This window comes from Rhodococcus sp. NPDC127593 (assembly GCF_042671975.1).
Lineage (GTDB): Bacteria > Actinomycetota > Actinomycetes > Mycobacteriales > Mycobacteriaceae > Rhodococcus_F.
Genome location: NZ_JBHXWI010000019.1, coordinates 89577 through 106676, shown reverse-complemented (window position 1 = coordinate 106676; position 17100 = coordinate 89577). Strand labels below are relative to the sequence as shown.

Annotated in this window: 22 protein-coding genes and 1 riboswitch; of the genes, 11 read left to right on the top strand and 11 right to left on the bottom strand. The window is 66.2% G+C overall.

The window, feature by feature from the left end; translation table 11 throughout:
* Nucleotides 1-15: 15 nt before the first annotated feature.
* The 6 genes from ACFVJ3_RS19340 to ACFVJ3_RS19315 all read left to right on the top strand — a co-directional run bounded on the left by ACFVJ3_RS19340 (nt 16) and on the right by ACFVJ3_RS19315 (nt 7268).
* Complete coding sequence (locus tag ACFVJ3_RS19340) at nt 16-549, top strand: cysteine dioxygenase (RefSeq protein ID WP_378439656.1); 534 nt, start codon at nt 16-18, stop codon at nt 547-549.
* On the top strand, nt 546-968 hold the full coding sequence (locus ACFVJ3_RS19335) for a rhodanese-like domain-containing protein (RefSeq protein WP_378453552.1): 423 nt from the start codon (nt 546-548) through the stop codon (nt 966-968). The genes ACFVJ3_RS19340 and ACFVJ3_RS19335 overlap by 4 nt, the downstream gene beginning before the upstream one ends.
* A 113-nt stretch (nt 969-1081) precedes the next feature.
* Nucleotides 1082-2593 (top strand): lysine--tRNA ligase, encoded by a 1512-nt coding sequence (gene lysS / locus ACFVJ3_RS19330; RefSeq protein WP_378453551.1) that lies wholly within the window; start codon nt 1082-1084, stop codon nt 2591-2593.
* Nucleotides 2594-2731: 138 nt separating this feature from the next.
* Nucleotides 2732-3082, top strand: a complete 351-nt coding sequence (locus tag ACFVJ3_RS19325; protein ID WP_378453550.1) for an Lsr2 family protein — start codon at nt 2732-2734, stop codon at nt 3080-3082.
* A 100-nt stretch (nt 3083-3182) separates the two neighbouring features.
* Complete coding sequence (locus ACFVJ3_RS19320) at nt 3183-4118, top strand: esterase/lipase family protein (RefSeq protein WP_378453549.1); 936 nt, start codon at nt 3183-3185, stop codon at nt 4116-4118.
* A 612-nt stretch (nt 4119-4730) separates the two neighbouring features.
* Entirely contained in the window at nt 4731-7268 is a 2538-nt protein-coding gene (locus ACFVJ3_RS19315; RefSeq protein WP_378453548.1) for an ATP-dependent Clp protease ATP-binding subunit, read from the top strand.
* Nucleotides 7269-7335: 67 nt separating this feature from the next.
* On the opposite strand, the gene ACFVJ3_RS19310 is transcribed toward ACFVJ3_RS19315, so the two are convergent.
* A complete protein-coding gene (locus ACFVJ3_RS19310) occupies nt 7336-7944 on the bottom strand; it encodes a TIGR03086 family metal-binding protein (protein ID WP_378453547.1) in 609 nt (202 codons plus the stop codon).
* A 37-nt stretch (nt 7945-7981) separates the two neighbouring features.
* Here ACFVJ3_RS19310 and ACFVJ3_RS19305 point away from each other — a divergent pair, with 37 nt between their 5' ends.
* Entirely contained in the window at nt 7982-8932 is a 951-nt protein-coding gene (locus tag ACFVJ3_RS19305) for a helix-turn-helix transcriptional regulator (RefSeq protein ID WP_378453546.1), read from the top strand.
* A 40-nt stretch (nt 8933-8972) separates the two neighbouring features.
* On the top strand, nt 8973-9410 hold the full coding sequence (locus ACFVJ3_RS19300) for an OsmC family protein (RefSeq protein ID WP_378453545.1): 438 nt from the start codon (nt 8973-8975) through the stop codon (nt 9408-9410).
* Between the two features lie 10 nt (nt 9411-9420).
* On the opposite strand, the gene ACFVJ3_RS19295 is transcribed toward ACFVJ3_RS19300, so the two are convergent.
* Genes ACFVJ3_RS19295 through ACFVJ3_RS19275 form a run of 5 tightly spaced genes read right to left on the bottom strand, consistent with a single transcriptional unit; the run spans nt 9421 to nt 11396 of the window.
* Nucleotides 9421-9756, bottom strand: coding sequence for a ScnB (locus tag ACFVJ3_RS19295; RefSeq protein ID WP_378453544.1), 336 nt, complete (start codon nt 9754-9756; stop codon nt 9421-9423).
* Nucleotides 9753-10442 carry a thiocyanate hydrolase subunit gamma gene (scnC, locus tag ACFVJ3_RS19290; protein ID WP_378453543.1) on the bottom strand — a complete coding sequence of 230 codons (690 nt, stop codon included), beginning with the start codon at nt 10440-10442 and terminating at the stop codon, nt 9753-9755. The genes ACFVJ3_RS19295 and scnC overlap by 4 nt, the downstream gene beginning before the upstream one ends.
* Entirely contained in the window at nt 10439-10738 is a 300-nt protein-coding gene (locus ACFVJ3_RS19285; protein WP_378453542.1) for an SH3-like domain-containing protein, read from the bottom strand. The genes scnC and ACFVJ3_RS19285 overlap by 4 nt, the downstream gene beginning before the upstream one ends.
* A complete protein-coding gene (locus tag ACFVJ3_RS19280) occupies nt 10735-11178 on the bottom strand; it encodes a hypothetical protein (protein ID WP_378453541.1) in 444 nt (147 codons plus the stop codon). The genes ACFVJ3_RS19285 and ACFVJ3_RS19280 overlap by 4 nt, the downstream gene beginning before the upstream one ends.
* Before the next feature lie 23 nt (nt 11179-11201).
* Nucleotides 11202-11396, bottom strand: coding sequence for a CbtB domain-containing protein (locus ACFVJ3_RS19275; RefSeq protein WP_005244942.1), 195 nt, complete (start codon nt 11394-11396; stop codon nt 11202-11204).
* Nucleotides 11397-11650: 254 nt separating this feature from the next.
* Between ACFVJ3_RS19275 and ACFVJ3_RS19270 the strand changes: the two genes are divergently transcribed.
* A complete protein-coding gene (locus tag ACFVJ3_RS19270; protein WP_378453540.1) occupies nt 11651-12316 on the top strand; it encodes a DsbA family protein in 666 nt (221 codons plus the stop codon).
* Here ACFVJ3_RS19270 and ACFVJ3_RS19265 read toward each other — a convergent pair.
* On the bottom strand, nt 12313-12768 hold the full coding sequence (locus ACFVJ3_RS19265) for a hypothetical protein (RefSeq protein ID WP_378453539.1): 456 nt from the start codon (nt 12766-12768) through the stop codon (nt 12313-12315). The genes ACFVJ3_RS19270 and ACFVJ3_RS19265 overlap by 4 nt on opposite strands.
* A gap of 142 nt (nt 12769-12910) precedes the next feature.
* Between ACFVJ3_RS19265 and ACFVJ3_RS19260 the strand changes: the two genes are divergently transcribed.
* Nucleotides 12911-13852: a DUF5996 family protein gene (locus ACFVJ3_RS19260; RefSeq protein WP_378453538.1), complete on the top strand. Its 942-nt coding sequence runs from the start codon at nt 12911-12913 to the stop codon at nt 13850-13852.
* A gap of 14 nt (nt 13853-13866) precedes the next feature.
* On the opposite strand, the gene ACFVJ3_RS19255 is transcribed toward ACFVJ3_RS19260, so the two are convergent.
* The 3 genes from ACFVJ3_RS19255 to ACFVJ3_RS19245 all read right to left on the bottom strand — a co-directional run bounded on the left by ACFVJ3_RS19255 (nt 13867) and on the right by ACFVJ3_RS19245 (nt 15368).
* Nucleotides 13867-14661, bottom strand: coding sequence for a CbtA family protein (locus ACFVJ3_RS19255; protein ID WP_378453537.1), 795 nt, complete (start codon nt 14659-14661; stop codon nt 13867-13869).
* A complete protein-coding gene (locus tag ACFVJ3_RS19250; protein WP_005244930.1) occupies nt 14652-14846 on the bottom strand; it encodes a CbtB domain-containing protein in 195 nt (64 codons plus the stop codon). The genes ACFVJ3_RS19255 and ACFVJ3_RS19250 overlap by 10 nt, the downstream gene beginning before the upstream one ends.
* A 22-nt stretch (nt 14847-14868) precedes the next feature.
* Nucleotides 14869-15002, bottom strand: a riboswitch (cobalamin riboswitch).
* A gap of 51 nt (nt 15003-15053) precedes the next feature.
* Nucleotides 15054-15368 carry an antibiotic biosynthesis monooxygenase family protein gene (locus ACFVJ3_RS19245; RefSeq protein WP_378453536.1) on the bottom strand — a complete coding sequence of 105 codons (315 nt, stop codon included), beginning with the start codon at nt 15366-15368 and terminating at the stop codon, nt 15054-15056.
* Nucleotides 15369-15400: 32 nt separating this feature from the next.
* On the opposite strand from ACFVJ3_RS19245, the gene ACFVJ3_RS19240 reads away from it, so the two are divergent.
* Nucleotides 15401-16156, top strand: coding sequence for an alpha/beta fold hydrolase (locus tag ACFVJ3_RS19240; protein WP_378453535.1), 756 nt, complete (start codon nt 15401-15403; stop codon nt 16154-16156).
* 11 nt (nt 16157-16167) lie between these two features.
* On the opposite strand, the gene ACFVJ3_RS19235 is transcribed toward ACFVJ3_RS19240, so the two are convergent.
* Nucleotides 16168-17046: an A/G-specific adenine glycosylase gene (locus ACFVJ3_RS19235; RefSeq protein WP_378453534.1), complete on the bottom strand. Its 879-nt coding sequence runs from the start codon at nt 17044-17046 to the stop codon at nt 16168-16170.
* Between the last annotated feature and the right edge of the window lie 54 nt (nt 17047-17100).

Sequence of the window (17100 nt, the reverse complement as noted above, 5' to 3'; positions counted from 1 at the left end):
CTGGGAGTCTCTCTCGTGCTCGCAACGTATTCTTCTGCATCTGTACCCACCCGTCTTCGCCCGGCTGACCTGCTGCGCATCACCGATCAGGGTGCTTCCGAGGTCCTCGACGGCCGCCACGACGTCCTGCTCCCGCAGAGCTGGCCCACCGACGAGCGCTGGTCGACCCGGCTCTACTCGGACGACGACGTCGACGTCTGGCTGATCAGCTGGGTTCCCGACCGGAACACCGAATTGCACGACCACGCAGGTTCTTTCGGAGCGCTCACCGTTCTGAGTGGGGCGTTGTCCGAGTTCCGTTGGGCGGGTGACCGACTGCGTCACCGCATTCTCGACGCCGGCGATCAGGCCTCGTTCCCGCTCGGCTGGGTCCACGACGTCGTGCGGGCGCCGGATGCACCCGGGGCGGAGGTGGTGACGCCGACGCTGAGCGTGCACGCCTACTCGCCGCCGCTATCGGCCATGTCCTATTACGAGGTCACCGACCACGGCACGCTGCGCCGTACCCGGACCGAGCTCACCGATCTCCCCGAGGGTGGTTCGAAGTGAACATCGACCAGATGCTCGAAGAGGCCCGTACCCAGATCGACCGCATGTACGCATTCGAGCTGCCCGAGTCAGTGGCGCGCGGCGCGATCGTCGTGGACATCCGCCCGCAGGCGCAGCGGGCGATCGAGGGAACGCTGCCCGGCGCGCTCGCCATCGAACGCAACGTCCTCGAGTGGCGTTGCGATCCCACCAGCTCGGCGCACCTGGCGCTGGCAGTGGACCACGACGTCGAGTGGATCATCGTCTGCTCCGAGGGCTACACGTCGAGTCTCGCCGCTGCGGCGCTGCAGCAGCTGGGTCTGCACAAGGCGACCGATCTCGTCGGCGGGTACAAGGCGATCAAGGCTGCGGGGTTGCTGGGCTCGCTCATCGCCACGCAGCACTGCGTGCGGGAGCTGGCCACCGTCTCGGCTCACTGATGTTCGGCTTGACGCTGACGGCGAGCCGTCGGGTTGACGCTGACGGCGAGCCGTCGGGTTGACGCTGACCTCTGAATAGGGGCACGCCCGGCCGTCGATTAGGCTGGTGACCCGTGAGTGAAGTAGCAGCCCAGCCAGTCGACGACACCCCCGAGCAGCTTCGGATCCGCCAGGAGAAGCGTGAGCGCATCCTCGCGGAGGGACGCGAGGCGTACCCGGTGTCGGTGGCGCGCACCCACTCGCTGGCGGAGATCCGGGCCAAGTACCCGGAACTCGAGCCCGACACGACCACCGGTGACCAGGTCGGTGTCGCCGGCCGGGTGATCTTCGTGCGCAACACTGGCAAGTTGTGTTTCGCGACGCTGCAGGAAGGCGACGGCACCCAGCTGCAGGCGATGATCAGTCTCGCCGCTGTCGGCGAGGACGCTCTCGCCTCGTGGAAGGCCGATGTCGACCTCGGTGACTTCGTGTACGTGCACGGTGAGGTGATCAGCTCCCGTCGCGGTGAGCTGAGCGTGATGGCCGATTCGTGGCAGATCGCGTCCAAGTCGCTCCGGCCCCTCCCGGTTGCGCACAAGGAGATGAACGAGGAGTCCCGGGTCCGGCAGCGCTACGCCGATCTGATCGTGCGCCCCGAGGCGCGGGAGAACGCGCGTAAGCGGGTGGCTGTCGTCCGTGAGCTCCGGAACGCGCTCGAGCGTCGCGGGTTCCTCGAGGTCGAGACGCCGATGCTGCAGACGGTGGCGGGTGGCGCGGCGGCCCGCCCGTTCATCACGCATTCCAATGCCCTCGATATCGACCTCTATCTCCGTATCGCTCCCGAACTGTTCCTCAAGCGGTGCGTCGTCGGCGGTATCGAGAAGGTCTTCGAGATCAACCGGAATTTCCGCAACGAGGGTGTCGACTCGACGCATTCGCCGGAATTCGCGATGCTCGAGACGTACGAGGCGTACGGCACGTACGACGATTCCGCTGTCATGATCCGCGAACTCGTGCAGGAAGTGGCGCAGACCGCTTTCGGTTCGCAGGTCGTCACTCTCGCCGACGGCACCGAATACGACCTCAGCGGTGAATGGAAGACCCTCGAGATGTACCCGTCGCTGTCGCAGGCGATCGGTGTCGAGGTTTCTCCGGACACCACCGTCGAGGAATTGCTGGCGCTCGCCGAGAAGGTGGGCCTGGAGGTCCCCAAGGACAAGGGTTACGGGCACGGAAAGCTCGTCGAGGAACTGTGGGAGCACCAGTGCGGCGACCAGTTGTTCGAGCCGACGTTCGTCCGTGACTTCCCGGTCGAGACGTCGCCACTGACTCGTGACCACCGCAGCAAGGCCGGGGTGACCGAGAAGTGGGACCTCTACATCCGCGGGTTCGAGTTGGCCACGGGCTATTCGGAATTGGTCGATCCGGTCATCCAGCGTGAGCGGTTCGTCGACCAGGCGCGTCTCGCGTCGGCCGGCGACGACGAGGCGATGGCCCTCGACGAAGAATTCCTCGCCGCAATGGAGCAGGGAATGCCGCCGACCACCGGCACCGGAATGGGAATCGACCGTCTGCTCATGGCTTTGACGGGATTGGGAATCCGCGAAACAATCCTCTTTCCCATTGTTCGGCCTTCTTCTCGCTGATTCACCAGGGTGAATTCGGGCGGATAAATTCGATCCATTCCTCGTATTCCGAATCGGAAGAACAGGGGTATGGTTACCTCCGGGTCGTAGCTCACGTTGACGATGAGACGTCGCTTCATTCGAGAGGAATTTCATCCCATGGCTAAGAAGGTCACTGTCACCCTGATCGACGATGTCGATCAAGAGGCGTCTGCCGACGAGACGGTCGAGTTCGGACTCGACGGTGTTCAGTACGAGATCGACCTTTCCTCGGATAATGCGGCGAAATTGCGCGAGCAGCTCGACGTGTGGGTTTCCCACGCGCGCAAGGTGAGCTCGCGCAAGCGCGGCAAGGCCGTGGCGGCCCCGGCTGCCACCAAGTCCCGGGTTTCGGTCGATCGGGAACAGAGCGCCGCTATCCGTGAATGGGCGCGCAAGAACAACAAAAAGGTTTCTGCGCGCGGACGTATCTCCGCGGAAATTATCGAGGCCTACAACAAGGCGAACTGAAAGTTAGCTGGGAACAGAATTCGCTGATTCGCTCCGCGAGGTGACCTGGACTGTTACCGTCCCGCACTGATCCGTTAATCGGGAAGTCCGGGGGGTAGCTGTGCGTCGCTGCGTGGCCGTTTCAGGGATTCTGTTCCTGGCGTTCGTGATGTGGGCCGGGGTGGCGTCCGCAGCGCCGACCTATCCGGTGCCGGATTCGTTCCTCGCCGGCGTGCCCCTCGAATTGGGAAATCCGGGCAGTTCGGCCCCGGGTTCGAACGACTGGTCCTGCCGGCCGAGTGACGCACATCCCGAACCGGTGGTCCTCGTCCACGGCACGGGAGGAGCACGCCAGACCAACTGGGCGGTGTACGCACCGCTCCTCGCCAACGAGGGCTACTGCGTGTACTCCCTCACCTACGGCAACTTCCCCGAACTGCCGTGGCCGCTCGATGCGATCGGCGGGATGACACCCATCGACACCGGCACCGCTCAGATCGCCGCATTCGTCGACCAGGTGCTGTCGAGCACGGGGGCCTCGAAAGTCGACCTGGTGGGACATTCCCAGGGCACTCTCCAGGCGAACAACTACGTGAAGTTCTTCGGCGGAGCCGACAAGGTCTCGAAGGTCGTGTCGCTGGCACCGCCGTGGCACGGTACGTACGGCAACGATCAGATCAGCGTCGGGCGATTCATGCGGTCGCTCGGCATCGACGACGAGGTGGCGGCAGGTTTCCCCGTCTGCGGGGCCTGCCCCGAGATGCTCCAGGGGTCCGCGTTCATCGACCGCATGCGGGCGGACGGGGTCTACGTCCCCGGCATCGAGTACACGAACATCGCCACCCGCTACGACGAATTGGTCGTCCCGTACACCAGCGGCATCGAGCCGGGCCCGAACACCACGAACATCGTCGTCCAGGACGGTTGCGAGCAGGACTACTCCGACCACGTCGCGGTCGCCGGTTCGGCACGGGCCGCCGGATTCGTGCTGAACGCGCTCGATCCCGACCATCCGCGGGACGTGCCGTGCCGTTTCGTCGCCCCGGTTGCGGGGTAGCCCTGCCCGACAGGCGTCGCTGCGCGGCCGGTTACCGGGGGTGGCCTGAGCAACCCGCTGGGTATCGCCACCGACGCCGGCGGAAACTTATGGGTGGCGAACTCACAGCTCATCGACATACCCTGTCCGGACACGCAGGTCTCGCTTCCTTCGGGGAGCGGGTCGCGAACTTCGCGGGCAAGCGGTTGTCGCATTTCTGCGAAACCACCGTCGCGACGTGCCCGCAGGGTCCCGTCCAGGAACGTCTGGATGGCGAACAACTGGAAAGAAGTGTCCATTCGAGCCAGTCCCAGCGGCACGAAATGGTGGTCCACATTGGCATCGCGGGACCTGTTCGCTCCAGGCGTACAGCGAAGGGGAAACGATTGCCGGAGCTGGGGCGTTAAATACGGGTAAGCAGGCCTGCTCTTCCATCTAAAGGGGTGGAGGGGCAGCAGGTCGATCGGCAGCCAACTAGAGTAATAGCTGGGGTCGTGGAACGTTCGTCGGTTCGGGGCTTCTGCCCTCGGAGCAGGCGCTGGCGATCTGCTTGTAGTGCCGGAGCGAAACGCGGCGAACAGGGACGAGACACCCGGTCTCGTGACTGCACGTCGGAAAGTGTGAGGGAGAGCGATGTTCGAGAGGTTCACCGATCGCGCACGGCGCGTTGTTGTCCTGGCTCAAGAAGAAGCCAGGATGCTCAACCACAACTACATCGGTACGGAGCACATCCTGCTCGGCCTCATTCACGAGGGCGAAGGTGTCGCTGCCAAGTCGCTGGAGTCGTTGGGCATCTCCCTCGAAGGAGTGCGCAGCCAGGTCGAGGAGATCATCGGCCAGGGCCAGCAGGCCCCGTCCGGCCACATCCCCTTCACCCCGCGTGCCAAAAAAGTCCTGGAGCTCAGCCTGCGCGAGGCACTGCAGCTCGGACACAACTACATCGGTACGGAGCACATCCTGCTCGGCCTCATCCGCGAGGGTGAAGGCGTCGCAGCGCAGGTGCTGGTCAAGCTCGGTGCCGACCTCAACCGGGTGCGTCAGCAGGTCATCCAGCTGCTCTCCGGCTACCAGGGCAAGGAGCCGGCCGAGGCCGGCGGCACTCGCGGCGAGGCGGGCACCCCGTCCACGTCGCTGGTGCTCGACCAGTTCGGTCGTAACCTCACCCAGGCCGCCCTCGAAGGCAAGCTCGACCCCGTCATCGGCCGCTCGAAGGAAATCGAGCGCGTCATGCAGGTGCTGTCGCGCCGTACCAAGAACAACCCGGTGCTGATCGGCGAGCCCGGTGTCGGTAAGACCGCCGTCGTCGAGGGTCTCGCTCAGGCCATCGTCAACGGCGAGGTCCCCGAGACGCTCAAGGACAAGCAGCTGTACACGCTCGACCTCGGGTCGCTCGTGGCCGGCAGCCGCTACCGCGGTGACTTCGAAGAGCGCCTGAAGAAGGTCCTCAAAGAGATCAACACCCGCGGCGACATCATCCTGTTCATCGACGAGCTGCACACCCTCGTGGGTGCCGGCGCGGCCGAGGGCGCCATCGACGCGGCCTCGATCCTCAAGCCGAAGCTCGCCCGCGGTGAGCTGCAGACCATCGGTGCCACCACCCTCGACGAGTACCGCAAGTACATCGAGAAGGACGCCGCACTCGAGCGCCGCTTCCAGCCGGTGCAGGTCGGCGAGCCGACGGTGGAGCACACCATCGAGATCCTGAAGGGTCTTCGCGACCGTTACGAGGCGCACCATCGCGTGTCCATCACGGACGGTGCACTCGTCGCCGCGGCCACCCTGGCCGATCGCTACATCAACGACCGCTTCCTGCCGGACAAGGCCATCGACCTCATCGACGAGGCCGGAGCCCGGATGCGCATCCGCCGGATGACCGCACCGCCGGACCTCCGCGAGTTCGACGACAAGATCGCCGATGCCCGCCGTGAGAAGGAGTCCGCGATCGACGCGCAGGACTTCGAGAAGGCCGCGAACCTGCGCGACAAGGAGAAGACCCTCGTCGCTCAGCGCGCGGAGCGGGAGAAGCAGTGGCGTTCCGGTGACCTGGACGTCATCGCCGAGGTCGACGACGAGCAGATCGCCGAGGTCCTGGGTAACTGGACCGGCATCCCCGTGTTCAAGCTCACCGAGGAGGAGACCACCCGTCTGCTCCGCATGGAGGACGAGCTGCACAAGCGGATCATCGGTCAGGAAGACGCGGTCAAGGCTGTCGCCAAGGCCATCCGTCGTACCCGTGCCGGCCTGAAGGACCCGAAGCGTCCGTCCGGTTCGTTCATCTTCGCCGGCCCGTCCGGTGTCGGTAAGACCGAGCTGGCCAAGTCGCTCGCCAACTTCCTGTTCGGTGAGGACGACGCTCTCATCCAGATCGACATGGGTGAGTTCCACGACCGCTTCACCGCGTCGCGGCTGTTCGGTGCCCCTCCCGGCTACGTCGGCTACGAAGAGGGCGGACAGCTCACCGAGAAGGTGCGCCGCAAGCCGTTCAGCGTGGTGCTGTTCGACGAGATCGAGAAGGCACACCAGGAGATCTACAACACCCTCCTGCAGGTGCTCGAAGACGGTCGTCTCACCGACGGTCAGGGCCGGACCGTGGACTTCAAGAACACGGTGCTCATCTTCACCTCGAACCTCGGTACCTCGGACATCTCCAAGGCCGTGGGGCTCGGCTTCACGTCCGGTAAGGGCGACGAGTCGAACTACGAGCGGATGAAGCTCAAGGTCCACGACGAGCTGAAGAAGCACTTCCGTCCCGAGTTCCTCAACCGCATCGACGACATCGTCGTGTTCCACCAGCTCACCACCGAGCAGATCGTTCAGATGGTGGACCTGATGGTGGCACGTGTCGAGGTGGCCTTGAAGAACAAGGACATGACGATGGAGGTCACCGACAAGGCCAAGTCGCTGCTGGCCAAGCGTGGCTTCGATCCGGTCCTGGGTGCGCGGCCGCTGCGTCGCACCATCCAGCGCGAGATCGAGGACCAGCTGTCGGAGAAGATCCTCTTCGGCGAGGTCGGCCCCGGTCAGATCGTGTACGTCGACGTCGAGAACTGGGACGGCGAAGGCGCGGGCGAGGACGCGAAGTTCACGTTCCGCGGCGAGGCGAAGCCGGTCACGGTCCCCGACGAGGTTCCGGTCGACCTGGCCAAGTCCGGCGCAGCCGACTCGGAGTAAACAGGCAGAAGGCGAACGAACGGGCCGCCGGTGGTTTTCCACCGGCGGCCCGTTCGTGTGTGCGGGGTCAGATGCTCTTGCGTCCCGACCAGTTGGCGAGGCGCTCGGTGGGACCGGCGGTGGGGTGCGGCTCGACCACGTCCGCAAAGGGCACGTGCCCGCCGCGCGTCTCCGCCGGGATCGCGTGCCGTGCGACGGCGAGCATGGCCTCGGCGAGTTCCGGGCGGGTTTCGGAGGGTTGGCCCGTGGCGACTGCCAGGTCCCAGCCGTGCACGAGCGTCTCGTTGATGTACCCCCAGATCGCGGCGCTGCCGGGGACGGTGCCCCACGGTGCGGTCACCGTCGCGTCGAGCCGGCTGTCGTCGGCCCAGACGGGCCACATGCGGTCGGTGGCGGACCGGTAGGCGTCGGCGTAGCCGTCGTCGGGGATGTCGGTGACGACGAGCGGAACGGTGCCCGGGTCGCCGCCCTCACCGATCACGCGGGCACGCTCCACGGTGGCGACCAGGTGGCCGAGCAGGGTGCGGACGTCGAAGTCGACGCAGGGAGTGGACGCCGTCAGCTGGTCCTCGCGGACCTTCTCGATGAGGCCGGTGGTCCAGGTGAGGGCTTCGCGGTAGAGGGGTCGGGGATCTGTCGTGTTGTTTGTCATGAGGCAACTATCGCCGCGATACATGACATCTCCTGTCATGTATTTCTGCCAGACTTTCCCCATGCGCGCCGACCGCCTGCTCTCACTCGTACTCCTGCTCCGTAACCGCGGCCGCATGTCGGCGTCGGAGCTGGCCCGCGAACTCGAGGTGTCACCCCGCACGGTGCTGCGGGACATCGACGCATTGTCGACGGCGGGGATACCCGTCTACGCGGAGCGCGGCCGGGCCGGCGGCTTCGAACTGCTCCCGGGGTTCACCACCGACCTCACGGGCCTGACCGTCGACGAGGCCAAGGCCCTGCTGGCGGCCGGGTCGGCGATGACATCGGAATCGCTGGGCATGGCACCGGCGTTCGCGTCGGCGATGCGCAAGGTGGTGGCGGCGATGCCGGACGCGCACCGGGCGGCGGCGACGAAGGTGGCGGAGCGGGTGTTCGTCACCCAGGGATCGTGGCTGACCGATCCGGAACCGGTCGACGATCATCTCGGGCTGATCCAGCAGGCGGTGTTCGTGGGCCGGCGGCTGAGCATCCTCTACCCGTCGCGGGGCAACGATGCGGTGTGGCGCGTCATCGACCCGCAGGGCCTCATCCATGCGGCGGGACGGTGGTATCTGGTCGCGACGGACTCCGGCCGCGACCGGACGTACCGGCTCGAGCGAATCGAGGACGTCCGCGAACTCGACGAGCCGGCGCAGCGATCGGCCGACATCGACCTCGCCGCGATCTGGGAGCGTCGCCGCTCGACGTTCCGGGCGCGCGGGACACCAGTGGTCGCCGACGTTCTCGTGCGCCGTGAGCGCCGCGACGACCTGGTGGAGCGCGCCTACGCCGTCCGGTCCGAGCAGTCGGCCGACGACGACCGGGTCCGCCTGGAAGTGGTATTCGGCGACGACTCCCACGCGAGCGGGGTTCTGTGGGCATTCGGCGAGGACGCGGAAGTGCTGGCACCGGATGATCTGCGGGCCGCCCTGCGTTCCCGGGCGGTGCGCATGTCCGCCCGGTACGAGTAGGTTCGAGACGTCAACCCGAAGAACCACGAGAGGATGTGGCATGCCGACACGTACCGCACGGACCGCTTGGAACGGATCGCTCGAACAGGGAAGCGGCCAGGTGGAACTCACCAGTTCCGGTGTCGCGACCTTCGACGTCTCGTTCCCCAAGCGGGCGGCCGAGGAGGCTGGTGGAACCACCAGCCCGGAGGAGCTGATCGCCGCGGCGCATTCCTCCTGCTATGCGATGCAGCTGTCCGCACTCATCGCGGAGGCAGGCGGCACCCCGCAGAGCCTCGAGGTGAGGGCGGATGTCTCACTCGGACCGGACAACCCGGGTTTCAAGCTCACCGGCATCAAGCTGACGGTCCGCGGTGAGGTAGAGGGTCTCGACGCCGACGGGTTCGCGAAGGCCGCTCAGGCCGCCAAGGAGTCGTGCCCGGTGAGCAAGGCACTCACCGGAGTCGAGATCACGCTGGACGCGGCACTCGAGTCCTGAGTCCAGCCGGCTACTGACGGCTGAACCGTGCGCGCACTTCCGCCATCTTCGCCTGGAGTTCGTCCGGGCTGATGACGCCCTTGTCCATCAACGCGTGAGCGGTGGCGACGACGGACCGGGAGCGGACGGGGAAGTCGCGGTAGATGGTTTCGCCCAACTGGTCCTCGGTGTGGCGCCTGTCGAGATTGTCCCAGGCGCCACGCCAGGACAAGCATTCCGCGGTGGCCTGCATGCTCGATTCCCACGGGTCGGGCTTGCGGTCGAGGTCCGGTAGTGTCGCGTCGTCGCGGGTCGTCTCCGGGGCCAACGTGTTCAGGATGACGTCGTATGCCTTGTCCGTCATCATCGCGCGGTTCCTCCGTTGTCCGAGGGTGGTGTGGTCGCGGTCCAATCGACCTGCGGGACGGCGACGCCGATCATGGTGTCGCGGGTGATGATCGACGCCAACTGTTCCTCACTCCACCCCTCGGTGCCCTCGGGGCGCATCGGCATCACCATGAACCGTGATTTCTGATTCGAATCATGCACGCGCACTTCGACATCCGATGGGAAGTGCAGACCGAACTCCGCGATCACCTCGCGGGGCCAGCGCACCAGCCGGCGGCGATAGTTGGGGGTGCGGTACCAGTCCGGAGACATACCGAGAACGGGCCGCGGATAGCAGGAACATAACGTGCAGACGATGACGTTGTGGACCTTCGGGGTGTTCTCCAGCACGTAGAAGTACGTGTAGTCGCTCGGCGTGCCCGATCCGGTCGGGTCGCGCCAGTCGATCCCCACTTCCTTACAGGTTTCGGTGCCGTCGGCCAGTAGTCGCTTCTTGAATTCCGGGTCGACCCACGCTTTCGCAACCAATTTCGAACCACCCGACGGCCCTACCGATTCGGCCCATTCGGAGAAACGGCGGTGGTCCTCGCGGGAGAACAGTCCGTGTTCGATGGACAGTTCCCGAATGGCGGTCTCCAGGATCTCGAACTCGCTGACCTCCTCCGAGGCCTGGATCGGGGCGTGATCGCCGTGCGAATGCGTCATGTGTCCGCCTCTCCTGCCGGCTCGAGCCAGCGCTCGGAGCACTCGGTTTCCAACGTGTCGATCTCGAATCCGGTGTAGCGGGGCCAGAGGTCGGTCTGCCGGAAGCGGACGACGTAGTACGGCTCGGTCCGGCCGTCCTCCACGCGTCCCCACGCCTCGTCCTCGGGAATCACCCACTCCGGGCGGTGTTCGACGACGACGCCGGTGTGCCCACGGATGAATGCCTGAGTTCGGGTGTGGAACATCGAGGTCGCGTCCTTGACGGTGACCCGGTCGCCGATCTCGAACTTCGTCATGACTGGCCTCCAGTCGCGTTCCCGGCACCCGACCGCGCCCGGACCTCGTCGATCTTGGCGGAGAGTTCGTCGGGCGTGATCAGGCCCTTGTTGATGAGCGTCTTGGCGGCCACCGTGATCCACCGCGCGTAGTACGGCAACCCGAAGTAGAGCGTTGCGCCCAGATCGTTCTCGGCGCGGCGGCGCTCCTCGGAGTTCCACACACCGCGCCACCCGAGGCATTCGCACGTGACGTATGTGCTCATCTCCCAGTCCTCTTCGACCTTCTCCTCGTACTTGACGGGGAGGGCGGTCTGGCCGCCGACGTCGTGGAGAACGTGCCGCAACGCGTCGAACGCGGAATTGGAGAGGTAATACGGCGAATCCATCTCAGTGTGATGGACCGGGCCGTACTCCGCGACCCTGTTCGCGTGTGCTTCGAAATCTGCTGGAGAGTTCATCGCGTGCTCCGGTCGTGGTGGAACTAGTGACAGGGAACTCCCAGGAGATGGCGGCCGTCGTGCATCAATTCGTGCAGGTACATGCCACTTCGGGAGATCGCACCCTGGTCGAATCCGACCAGGTAGAGGGTGAGCAGAGCGAGCAGGACGACTCCGACGGCGATCAGCACGATTCCGAGTGACTCGACGGACTTGCTCGGTGAGGAGACGTAAACCATGGTTACTCCTGGAGGAGTTCGGGTTCCACGATCATCGAGCCGCCGATTGTCCGGGCATCGCAACGAGCGCCCCTCACTCAGCGGCACGATCGATACGACGTTACTCTCGCCGTGTCGATCCCATCACCGTACCGTTCGGTCGAATCCGGCGTGCGGAAATGCAGCGCGTCGAGCCAAGACAAACGTCGAGCCAAGACAAACACCGTGTCGAACGTGGCGGAACAGAATGCGCCAGCGATTCGTTCCACTGAACTGTGACGATTCAGCAGAACACCGACGGCGACATCGAGATCGAGATCTGGTCCGACGTCGCCTGCCCCTGGTGCTATATCGGCAAGCACCGTTTCCTGTCGGCCCTCGCGGAGTTCGAGGGGCGCGACCGGGTGTATGTGGTGTGGCGGTCGTATCAGCTGTCGCCGGAGACGCCGGTGGGGGAGCGGCGCAGTGAACTCGACGCCCTGGTGGAGCACAAGGGTATGCCTGCCGAGCAGGTCCGTCAGATGTTCGGTCAGGTTGCGCGCACGGCGGCCGACGAGGGGCTGAGTCTCGATTTCGACACCGTGATCGCGGCCAACACCTTCGACGCCCACCGGTTGATCCAGCTGGCGGGCGACGAACGAGATGCCGTGGTGGAGGCGCTGTTCCGCGCGCACTTCGGTGAGGGAGCCGTGATCGACGACCGTGAGGTGCTCGTCGACATCGCGGCGCGGGCCGGGCTCGATGCCGACACCGTGCGCGCCGAACTCGAGTCCGATGCCGGTGCGGACGCGGTCCGCGCCGACCTCGAGACCGCCCGTCGACTGCAGGTGTCGGCGGTGCCGTTCTTCGTCGCGAACCGCCGAATCGCCGTGTCCGGCGCGCAGCCGAAGGACGTGTTCCTGCAGCTTCTGACGCAGGCGAGCGCAGCGCCGGTGAACTAGCGGCGCGCGAAGTACCGGTTGGCGTCGGGCCGGAACATGAGTGCCACCGCACCGATCACCGCCACGAGATGGGTGAGCCGGGCGGTCGCGATCACCGCGACGTCGAGCGTCACACCGGTGACGGCGGACATCGGGTCGTTGCCGGCCGACACCCAGGCGATCGGTTCCATCACGAGCGAAGCGACGCCGAACACGCCGAGACCGATCGCGAGGGTGTTCCGCGCCCACGCCCTGCCACTGCGGAAACGGGTCATGACGAACAGCACCGCGCCGTAGACGACGACGCGGACCGCGAGTTGTCCGGCGAGGCTCCCGACGTCGGCGTCCGGGCCCTGCAATGCCGTCGACGCGTGCGCGATGGCCTCGACCACGCCGGCGAACAAGGCGAGTCCGAGCAGCCAGTACGCGCGCTCGACCGGCTGCGGGACCGAGGGTGCAGTGCGAGTGGTCATGTCTCCATGCTGGTATCGGTGACGTCGCGGCACATCACCCCGGAGAGTGGAGTCCACCCCTACCCGGGTATCGGTGCGACGCGCTTGCCATCACCCCGGACGAGGGGCACATTGAAATGCACGTCGTCGGCAGGGAGGCACTGTGCGCGAGCAGACACGATCCGGAGATGCATGGCCGGCGTTGAAGGTGGACGACTGGACGTCGACGCGGGACACCCTGCACATGTGGACGCAGATAGTCGGGAAGATCCGCTTGGCCCACGCACCGTTGATCAACCACTGGTGGCAGGTCCCGCTGTACGTGAGCCCCCGCGGTCTCACGACGTCGACGATCCCGTACGACACCGACTGTTTCGACATCGAATTCGACTTCGCCGACCACCGACTGGTGATCCGCACGAGCACGGGCGGCACCGGGACGATTGCCCTCGAACCGAAGTCGGTGGCCGATTTCTATGCGGAGACGATGGGCACGCTGGCCGAACTGGGTGTGGCGACGACCATTCTGGCCCGGCCCAACGAGGTGGACCCCGCAGTTCCGTTCGCGGAGGACACCCAGCACTGTTCGTACGACGGGGAGTCGGTGCACCAGTTCTGGCGGCAGCTCGTGCAGGCAGACCGCGTCCTACACGAGTTCCGTTCCCATTTCATCGGGAAGGTCAGTCCCGTGCACTTCTTCTGGGGTGCGCTCGACCTGGCCTGTACACGGTTCTCCGGGCGAACCGCACCGACTCACCCTGGCGGAGCACCGAACTGCGGAGACTGGGTGATGGTCGAGGGCTACTCGCACGAGCTGAGCAGCTGCGGTTTCTGGCCCGGTGGTGGTGTCGAAGGCGCGTTCTACGCGTACGCCTATCCGGAACCGGACGGCTTCGCCGACTACCCGGTCGGGCCTGAAGGAGCTTTCTACAGCAAGGAGAACGGGCAGTTCCTGCTGCCGTACGAGACCGTCCGCACCGCAGACGATCCCGATGCCGCACTGCTGAAGTTCCTGCACAGCACGTACGACGCGGCCGCCGAGCGGGGTGGCTGGGACCGGGCCGCCCTGGAGGCGGACCCGGCCCGATGGGACAGATCCCGCTGACCCCGAGAGGCGGGTCAGGCGGCGTTTGCCGTCGCGGGCGTCGTGGCCCGGGTGGCACGCTCCGTGAGGAACGCGAAGGCCAGTCCGAGAACCAGCCACAACGTGGCCTGCGTCGCGAGGGACGACAGGCGGAACTGCCACAGCAGCACTGCGGGGAAGTCGTCGCCCACTTCGTTGACGGTGGGCAGAACGAGGTATCCGATGGTCACCACCGCGAGGAAGGCGAGAACCGGCGCCGCGATCCGCACCGACAGGAACTCCTGCGCTGCGACGGCCTTCGCCGCGAAGACGGAGGCCACCACCGCGAGCAGGCCCAGCACGACTGCGGCGAGCCACAGCCAGGTGCGCTGGGTGATCGTTTCGGGGTCTCCGACAGCGGGCGGGTTGGCGGGGTACTTGAAGAACGGCACCGCCTCGATTGCCAACCAGCCCAACGTGGCCAGTGTCAGCCCGAGCAACGGCCCCGACAGCGTCGTCACCCGACGCGCGTAGTTCGCGACGACGGCGAAGATCGCTCCCAGAGCCAGGCCCGCGAGGGACGTGGCGAGGAACAGTCCGAAGCGCTGTCCGTCACGGCTGACCAGTGCTTCTTCCTCGTCGTGCGAGTGCCCGGCCGGCTCTTCTGCCTGGGTGGCGTCGTGCGAGTGGACTTCGGCTTCGGAAGCGCTGTGCGACTCTTCGATCGCGATGGCCGCATCGATGTGTGACTCACCGAGGACGAAGGCGACGCCACCGGCCAGGATGCCTGCGATCAGGCCGGCCAGCAGACCACGGATGAGGAGTTTCGCGAAGGAATCGGTCAGTGGCATGGCAGACCCAGGAGGTGGCGGCCGTCGTGCATCAATTCATGCATGTACATGCCACTGCGCGAAATCGCGCCCTGGTCGAAACCAACGAGATAGAGAGCGAGCATCGCGAACAGAACGATCGCGAAAGAGATGACGGCGAGGCGGGTCGTGTCGACCGACGAGCCGGGTGCGTAGGCGAGTGCCATAGTTCCTCCTGGGATTTCGCGTCCCCTAGGTCCAGGCGATGGCCGCAGTATCTGGCTGTCGAGGTGGCTCCCGTGAAGGACTACTCCGATTTACAGTGGCGCGACCGCTCCGGGATTGCACCGGATTCCTGCCGAACCATCGCTTTGTCCTGCGAACTTTTGCACCCGGCGGGCCGCCGTGTCAATCCTCCCGCTCGGCCCCGACTCTCAGCTCTTGCTCGCCGCCGCGACGTCGAGCACGACCTCGAACTCGAGCAGGGAAGCTCCGGACGCCACCGGCTTCTTCTGCTCACCGGCGTGTGCTTCCCTGGCCGGACCGTCGCGCCACGCCGCGAATGCCTCTTCGCTCTCCCACTGGGTGACGACGAAGTAGCGGCTCTCGCCCTTGACTGGGCGCAGAAGCTGGAAGCCGAGGAAGCCGGGGGAGTTCTCCACGGCGTGCGCCCGCGCCGCGAAGCGCTTCTCGAGTTCGGGGCCCGCGCCCTCGGGAATTTCGATTGCGTTGATCTTCACCACTGCCATGCGGGCGAGGTTACTCCGCTAGCGTCGGAGGGGTGGCGGGTGAGAGTGCGTTGCACGACGAGGGCGGGACGGGACAGCCGATTCTGCTCCTGCACGGGCTGATGGGCAGCGCGCGGACGTGGGGGCGGCACGTGCCGTGGTTGCGCGAACACGGCCACGTCTTCACCTTCGACGCCGCAGGTCACGGCAGGCCCGCACCGTCGCGGTTGACGACGGAAGCATTCGTGGAAGACCTGGTCGTCGCGCTCGCGCCCTTCGCCGGGCCGTGGGTGGTGATCGGTCATTCGATGGGCGCCCTGCACGCGTGGTGCCTGGCGGCCGAACACCCGGAGAAGGTGTCGGCGCTCGTGCTCGAAGACATGGCCCCCGACTTCCGGGGCCGTACCGCCGCGGACTGGGCGGCGATGATCTCGAACTGGCCGCAGCCGTTCGCGACGCGGGAAGACCTCTTCGAGTTCTTCGGTCCGGTTGCCGGACAGTACTTCCTGGATTCGTTCGAGAAGTGCGCCGACGGCTGGTACCTGCACGGGGACGTCGACACGTTCCGCGACATCTCCGAGGAGTGGGGCGGCAGGCACTTCTGGGACCAGTGGGCGTCGATCAGCGTTCCGGCCCTGCTGATCGAGGGAGAGTTCACGATCACTCCCGAAGGTCAGATGCGGACCATGGCGGAGCGGCACCCGGGCGCCGAGTACGTCCGCATCGAGCAGGCCGGGCACCTCGTCCACGACGACCAGCCGGAGCAGTACCGGAAAGTGGTCGAGGCATTCCTCGACGGGCTCGGCTGAGCGTTTGGCAGTCAGTTCCCCTCGCCCGCGAGGGCGAAGAGGCCGTCGTCGGTCTGCTCGACGAGTCCGTCGATCAGCAGGGAGTGGAGGGCGCGGTCGCGCTGCCCGGGATCGCCGAGCCACACCTGGTCGAGCCGGACGCGTTCGACGGGGGCGGAGCTCTCACGGAGTACGGCCATGAGCTTGCCGCGCACCTGACGGTCCGTGCCGGCGAACTTCTGGACCTTCCGGCGCTCACCCGTGTGCGCGGGACGTCCGGCATCCACCCAGGCGCATTTCGGAAGCGGGCAGCGGGCGCATTCGGGGGAGCGTGCGGTGCACACGGTGGCCCCGAGTTCCATCAGGGCCGCGGAGAACGTGGCGGCCCGCGCGCGGGTTCGGGGGAGCAGCGCGGACACGTCGGCGAGGTCACGCGTGGTCGACGGATTTCCCGGCTCGGCGCTTCCGTGCACGGCCCTGGCGACCACTCGCCGGACATTCGTGTCGACGACGGGTACGCGCTGTCCGTAGGCGAAGCAGGCGACGGCCCGCGCGGTGTAGGCACCGATGCCGGGCAGACCGAGGAGGGTGTCGACGTCACTGGGAACCACGTCGCCGTGCTCGGCGGCCAGCACCCCGGCGCACTCGTGGAGTCTCAGCGCCCGACGCGGGTAGCCGAGCTTGCCCCAGGCGCGCAGAACGTCGGCCTGACTCGACGCGGCCATGCGGGACGGGACGGGCCAGCGCTGCACCCATTCCTCCCAGATCGGGGCCACCCGGACGACGGGCGTCTGCTGCAGCATGATCTCGCTCATCAGGATGTGCCAGGCCGTGACGCCGCCGCGGCGCCACGGCAGATCCCGGGCCTGTACGTCGTACCAGCTGATCAGCGCGGAGGAGTCAACGGCCACTTCGTCCTCACAAGTCCCTTCGTTCACGGGGGAAACGGAATTTCCGCCGTCGTC

Excerpts from the sequence above, each read along its gene's own strand:
- ACFVJ3_RS19275 (WP_005244942.1), bottom strand. The coding sequence starts at position 11,396 with ATGGTTTACGTCTCCTCACCGAGCAAGTCCGTCGAGTCACTCGGAATC.
- ACFVJ3_RS19265 (WP_378453539.1), bottom strand. The coding sequence starts at position 12,768 with ATGACCACTCGCACTGCACCCTCGGTCCCGCAGCCGGTCGAGCGCGCG.
- ACFVJ3_RS19250 (WP_005244930.1), bottom strand. The coding sequence starts at position 14,846 with ATGGCACTCGCCTACGCACCCGGCTCGTCGGTCGACACGACCCGCCTC.
- ACFVJ3_RS19305 (WP_378453546.1), top strand. The coding sequence starts at position 7,982 with ATGCGCGCCGACCGCCTGCTCTCACTCGTACTCCTGCTCCGTAACCGC.
- ACFVJ3_RS19310 (WP_378453547.1), bottom strand. The coding sequence starts at position 7,944 with ATGTATCGCGGCGATAGTTGCCTCATGACAAACAACACGACAGATCCC.
- ACFVJ3_RS19295 (WP_378453544.1), bottom strand. The coding sequence starts at position 9,756 with ATGATGACGGACAAGGCATACGACGTCATCCTGAACACGTTGGCCCCG.
- ACFVJ3_RS19325 (WP_378453550.1), top strand. The coding sequence starts at position 2,732 with ATGGCTAAGAAGGTCACTGTCACCCTGATCGACGATGTCGATCAAGAG.
- ACFVJ3_RS19255 (WP_378453537.1), bottom strand. The coding sequence starts at position 14,661 with ATGCCACTGACCGATTCCTTCGCGAAACTCCTCATCCGTGGTCTGCTG.
- ACFVJ3_RS19280 (WP_378453541.1), bottom strand. The coding sequence starts at position 11,178 with ATGAACTCTCCAGCAGATTTCGAAGCACACGCGAACAGGGTCGCGGAG.
- scnC (WP_378453543.1), bottom strand. The coding sequence starts at position 10,442 with ATGACGCATTCGCACGGCGATCACGCCCCGATCCAGGCCTCGGAGGAG.
- ACFVJ3_RS19245 (WP_378453536.1), bottom strand. The coding sequence starts at position 15,368 with ATGGCAGTGGTGAAGATCAACGCAATCGAAATTCCCGAGGGCGCGGGC.
- ACFVJ3_RS19300 (WP_378453545.1), top strand. The coding sequence starts at position 8,973 with ATGCCGACACGTACCGCACGGACCGCTTGGAACGGATCGCTCGAACAG.
- ACFVJ3_RS19315 (WP_378453548.1), top strand. The coding sequence starts at position 4,731 with ATGTTCGAGAGGTTCACCGATCGCGCACGGCGCGTTGTTGTCCTGGCT.
- ACFVJ3_RS19285 (WP_378453542.1), bottom strand. The coding sequence starts at position 10,738 with ATGACGAAGTTCGAGATCGGCGACCGGGTCACCGTCAAGGACGCGACC.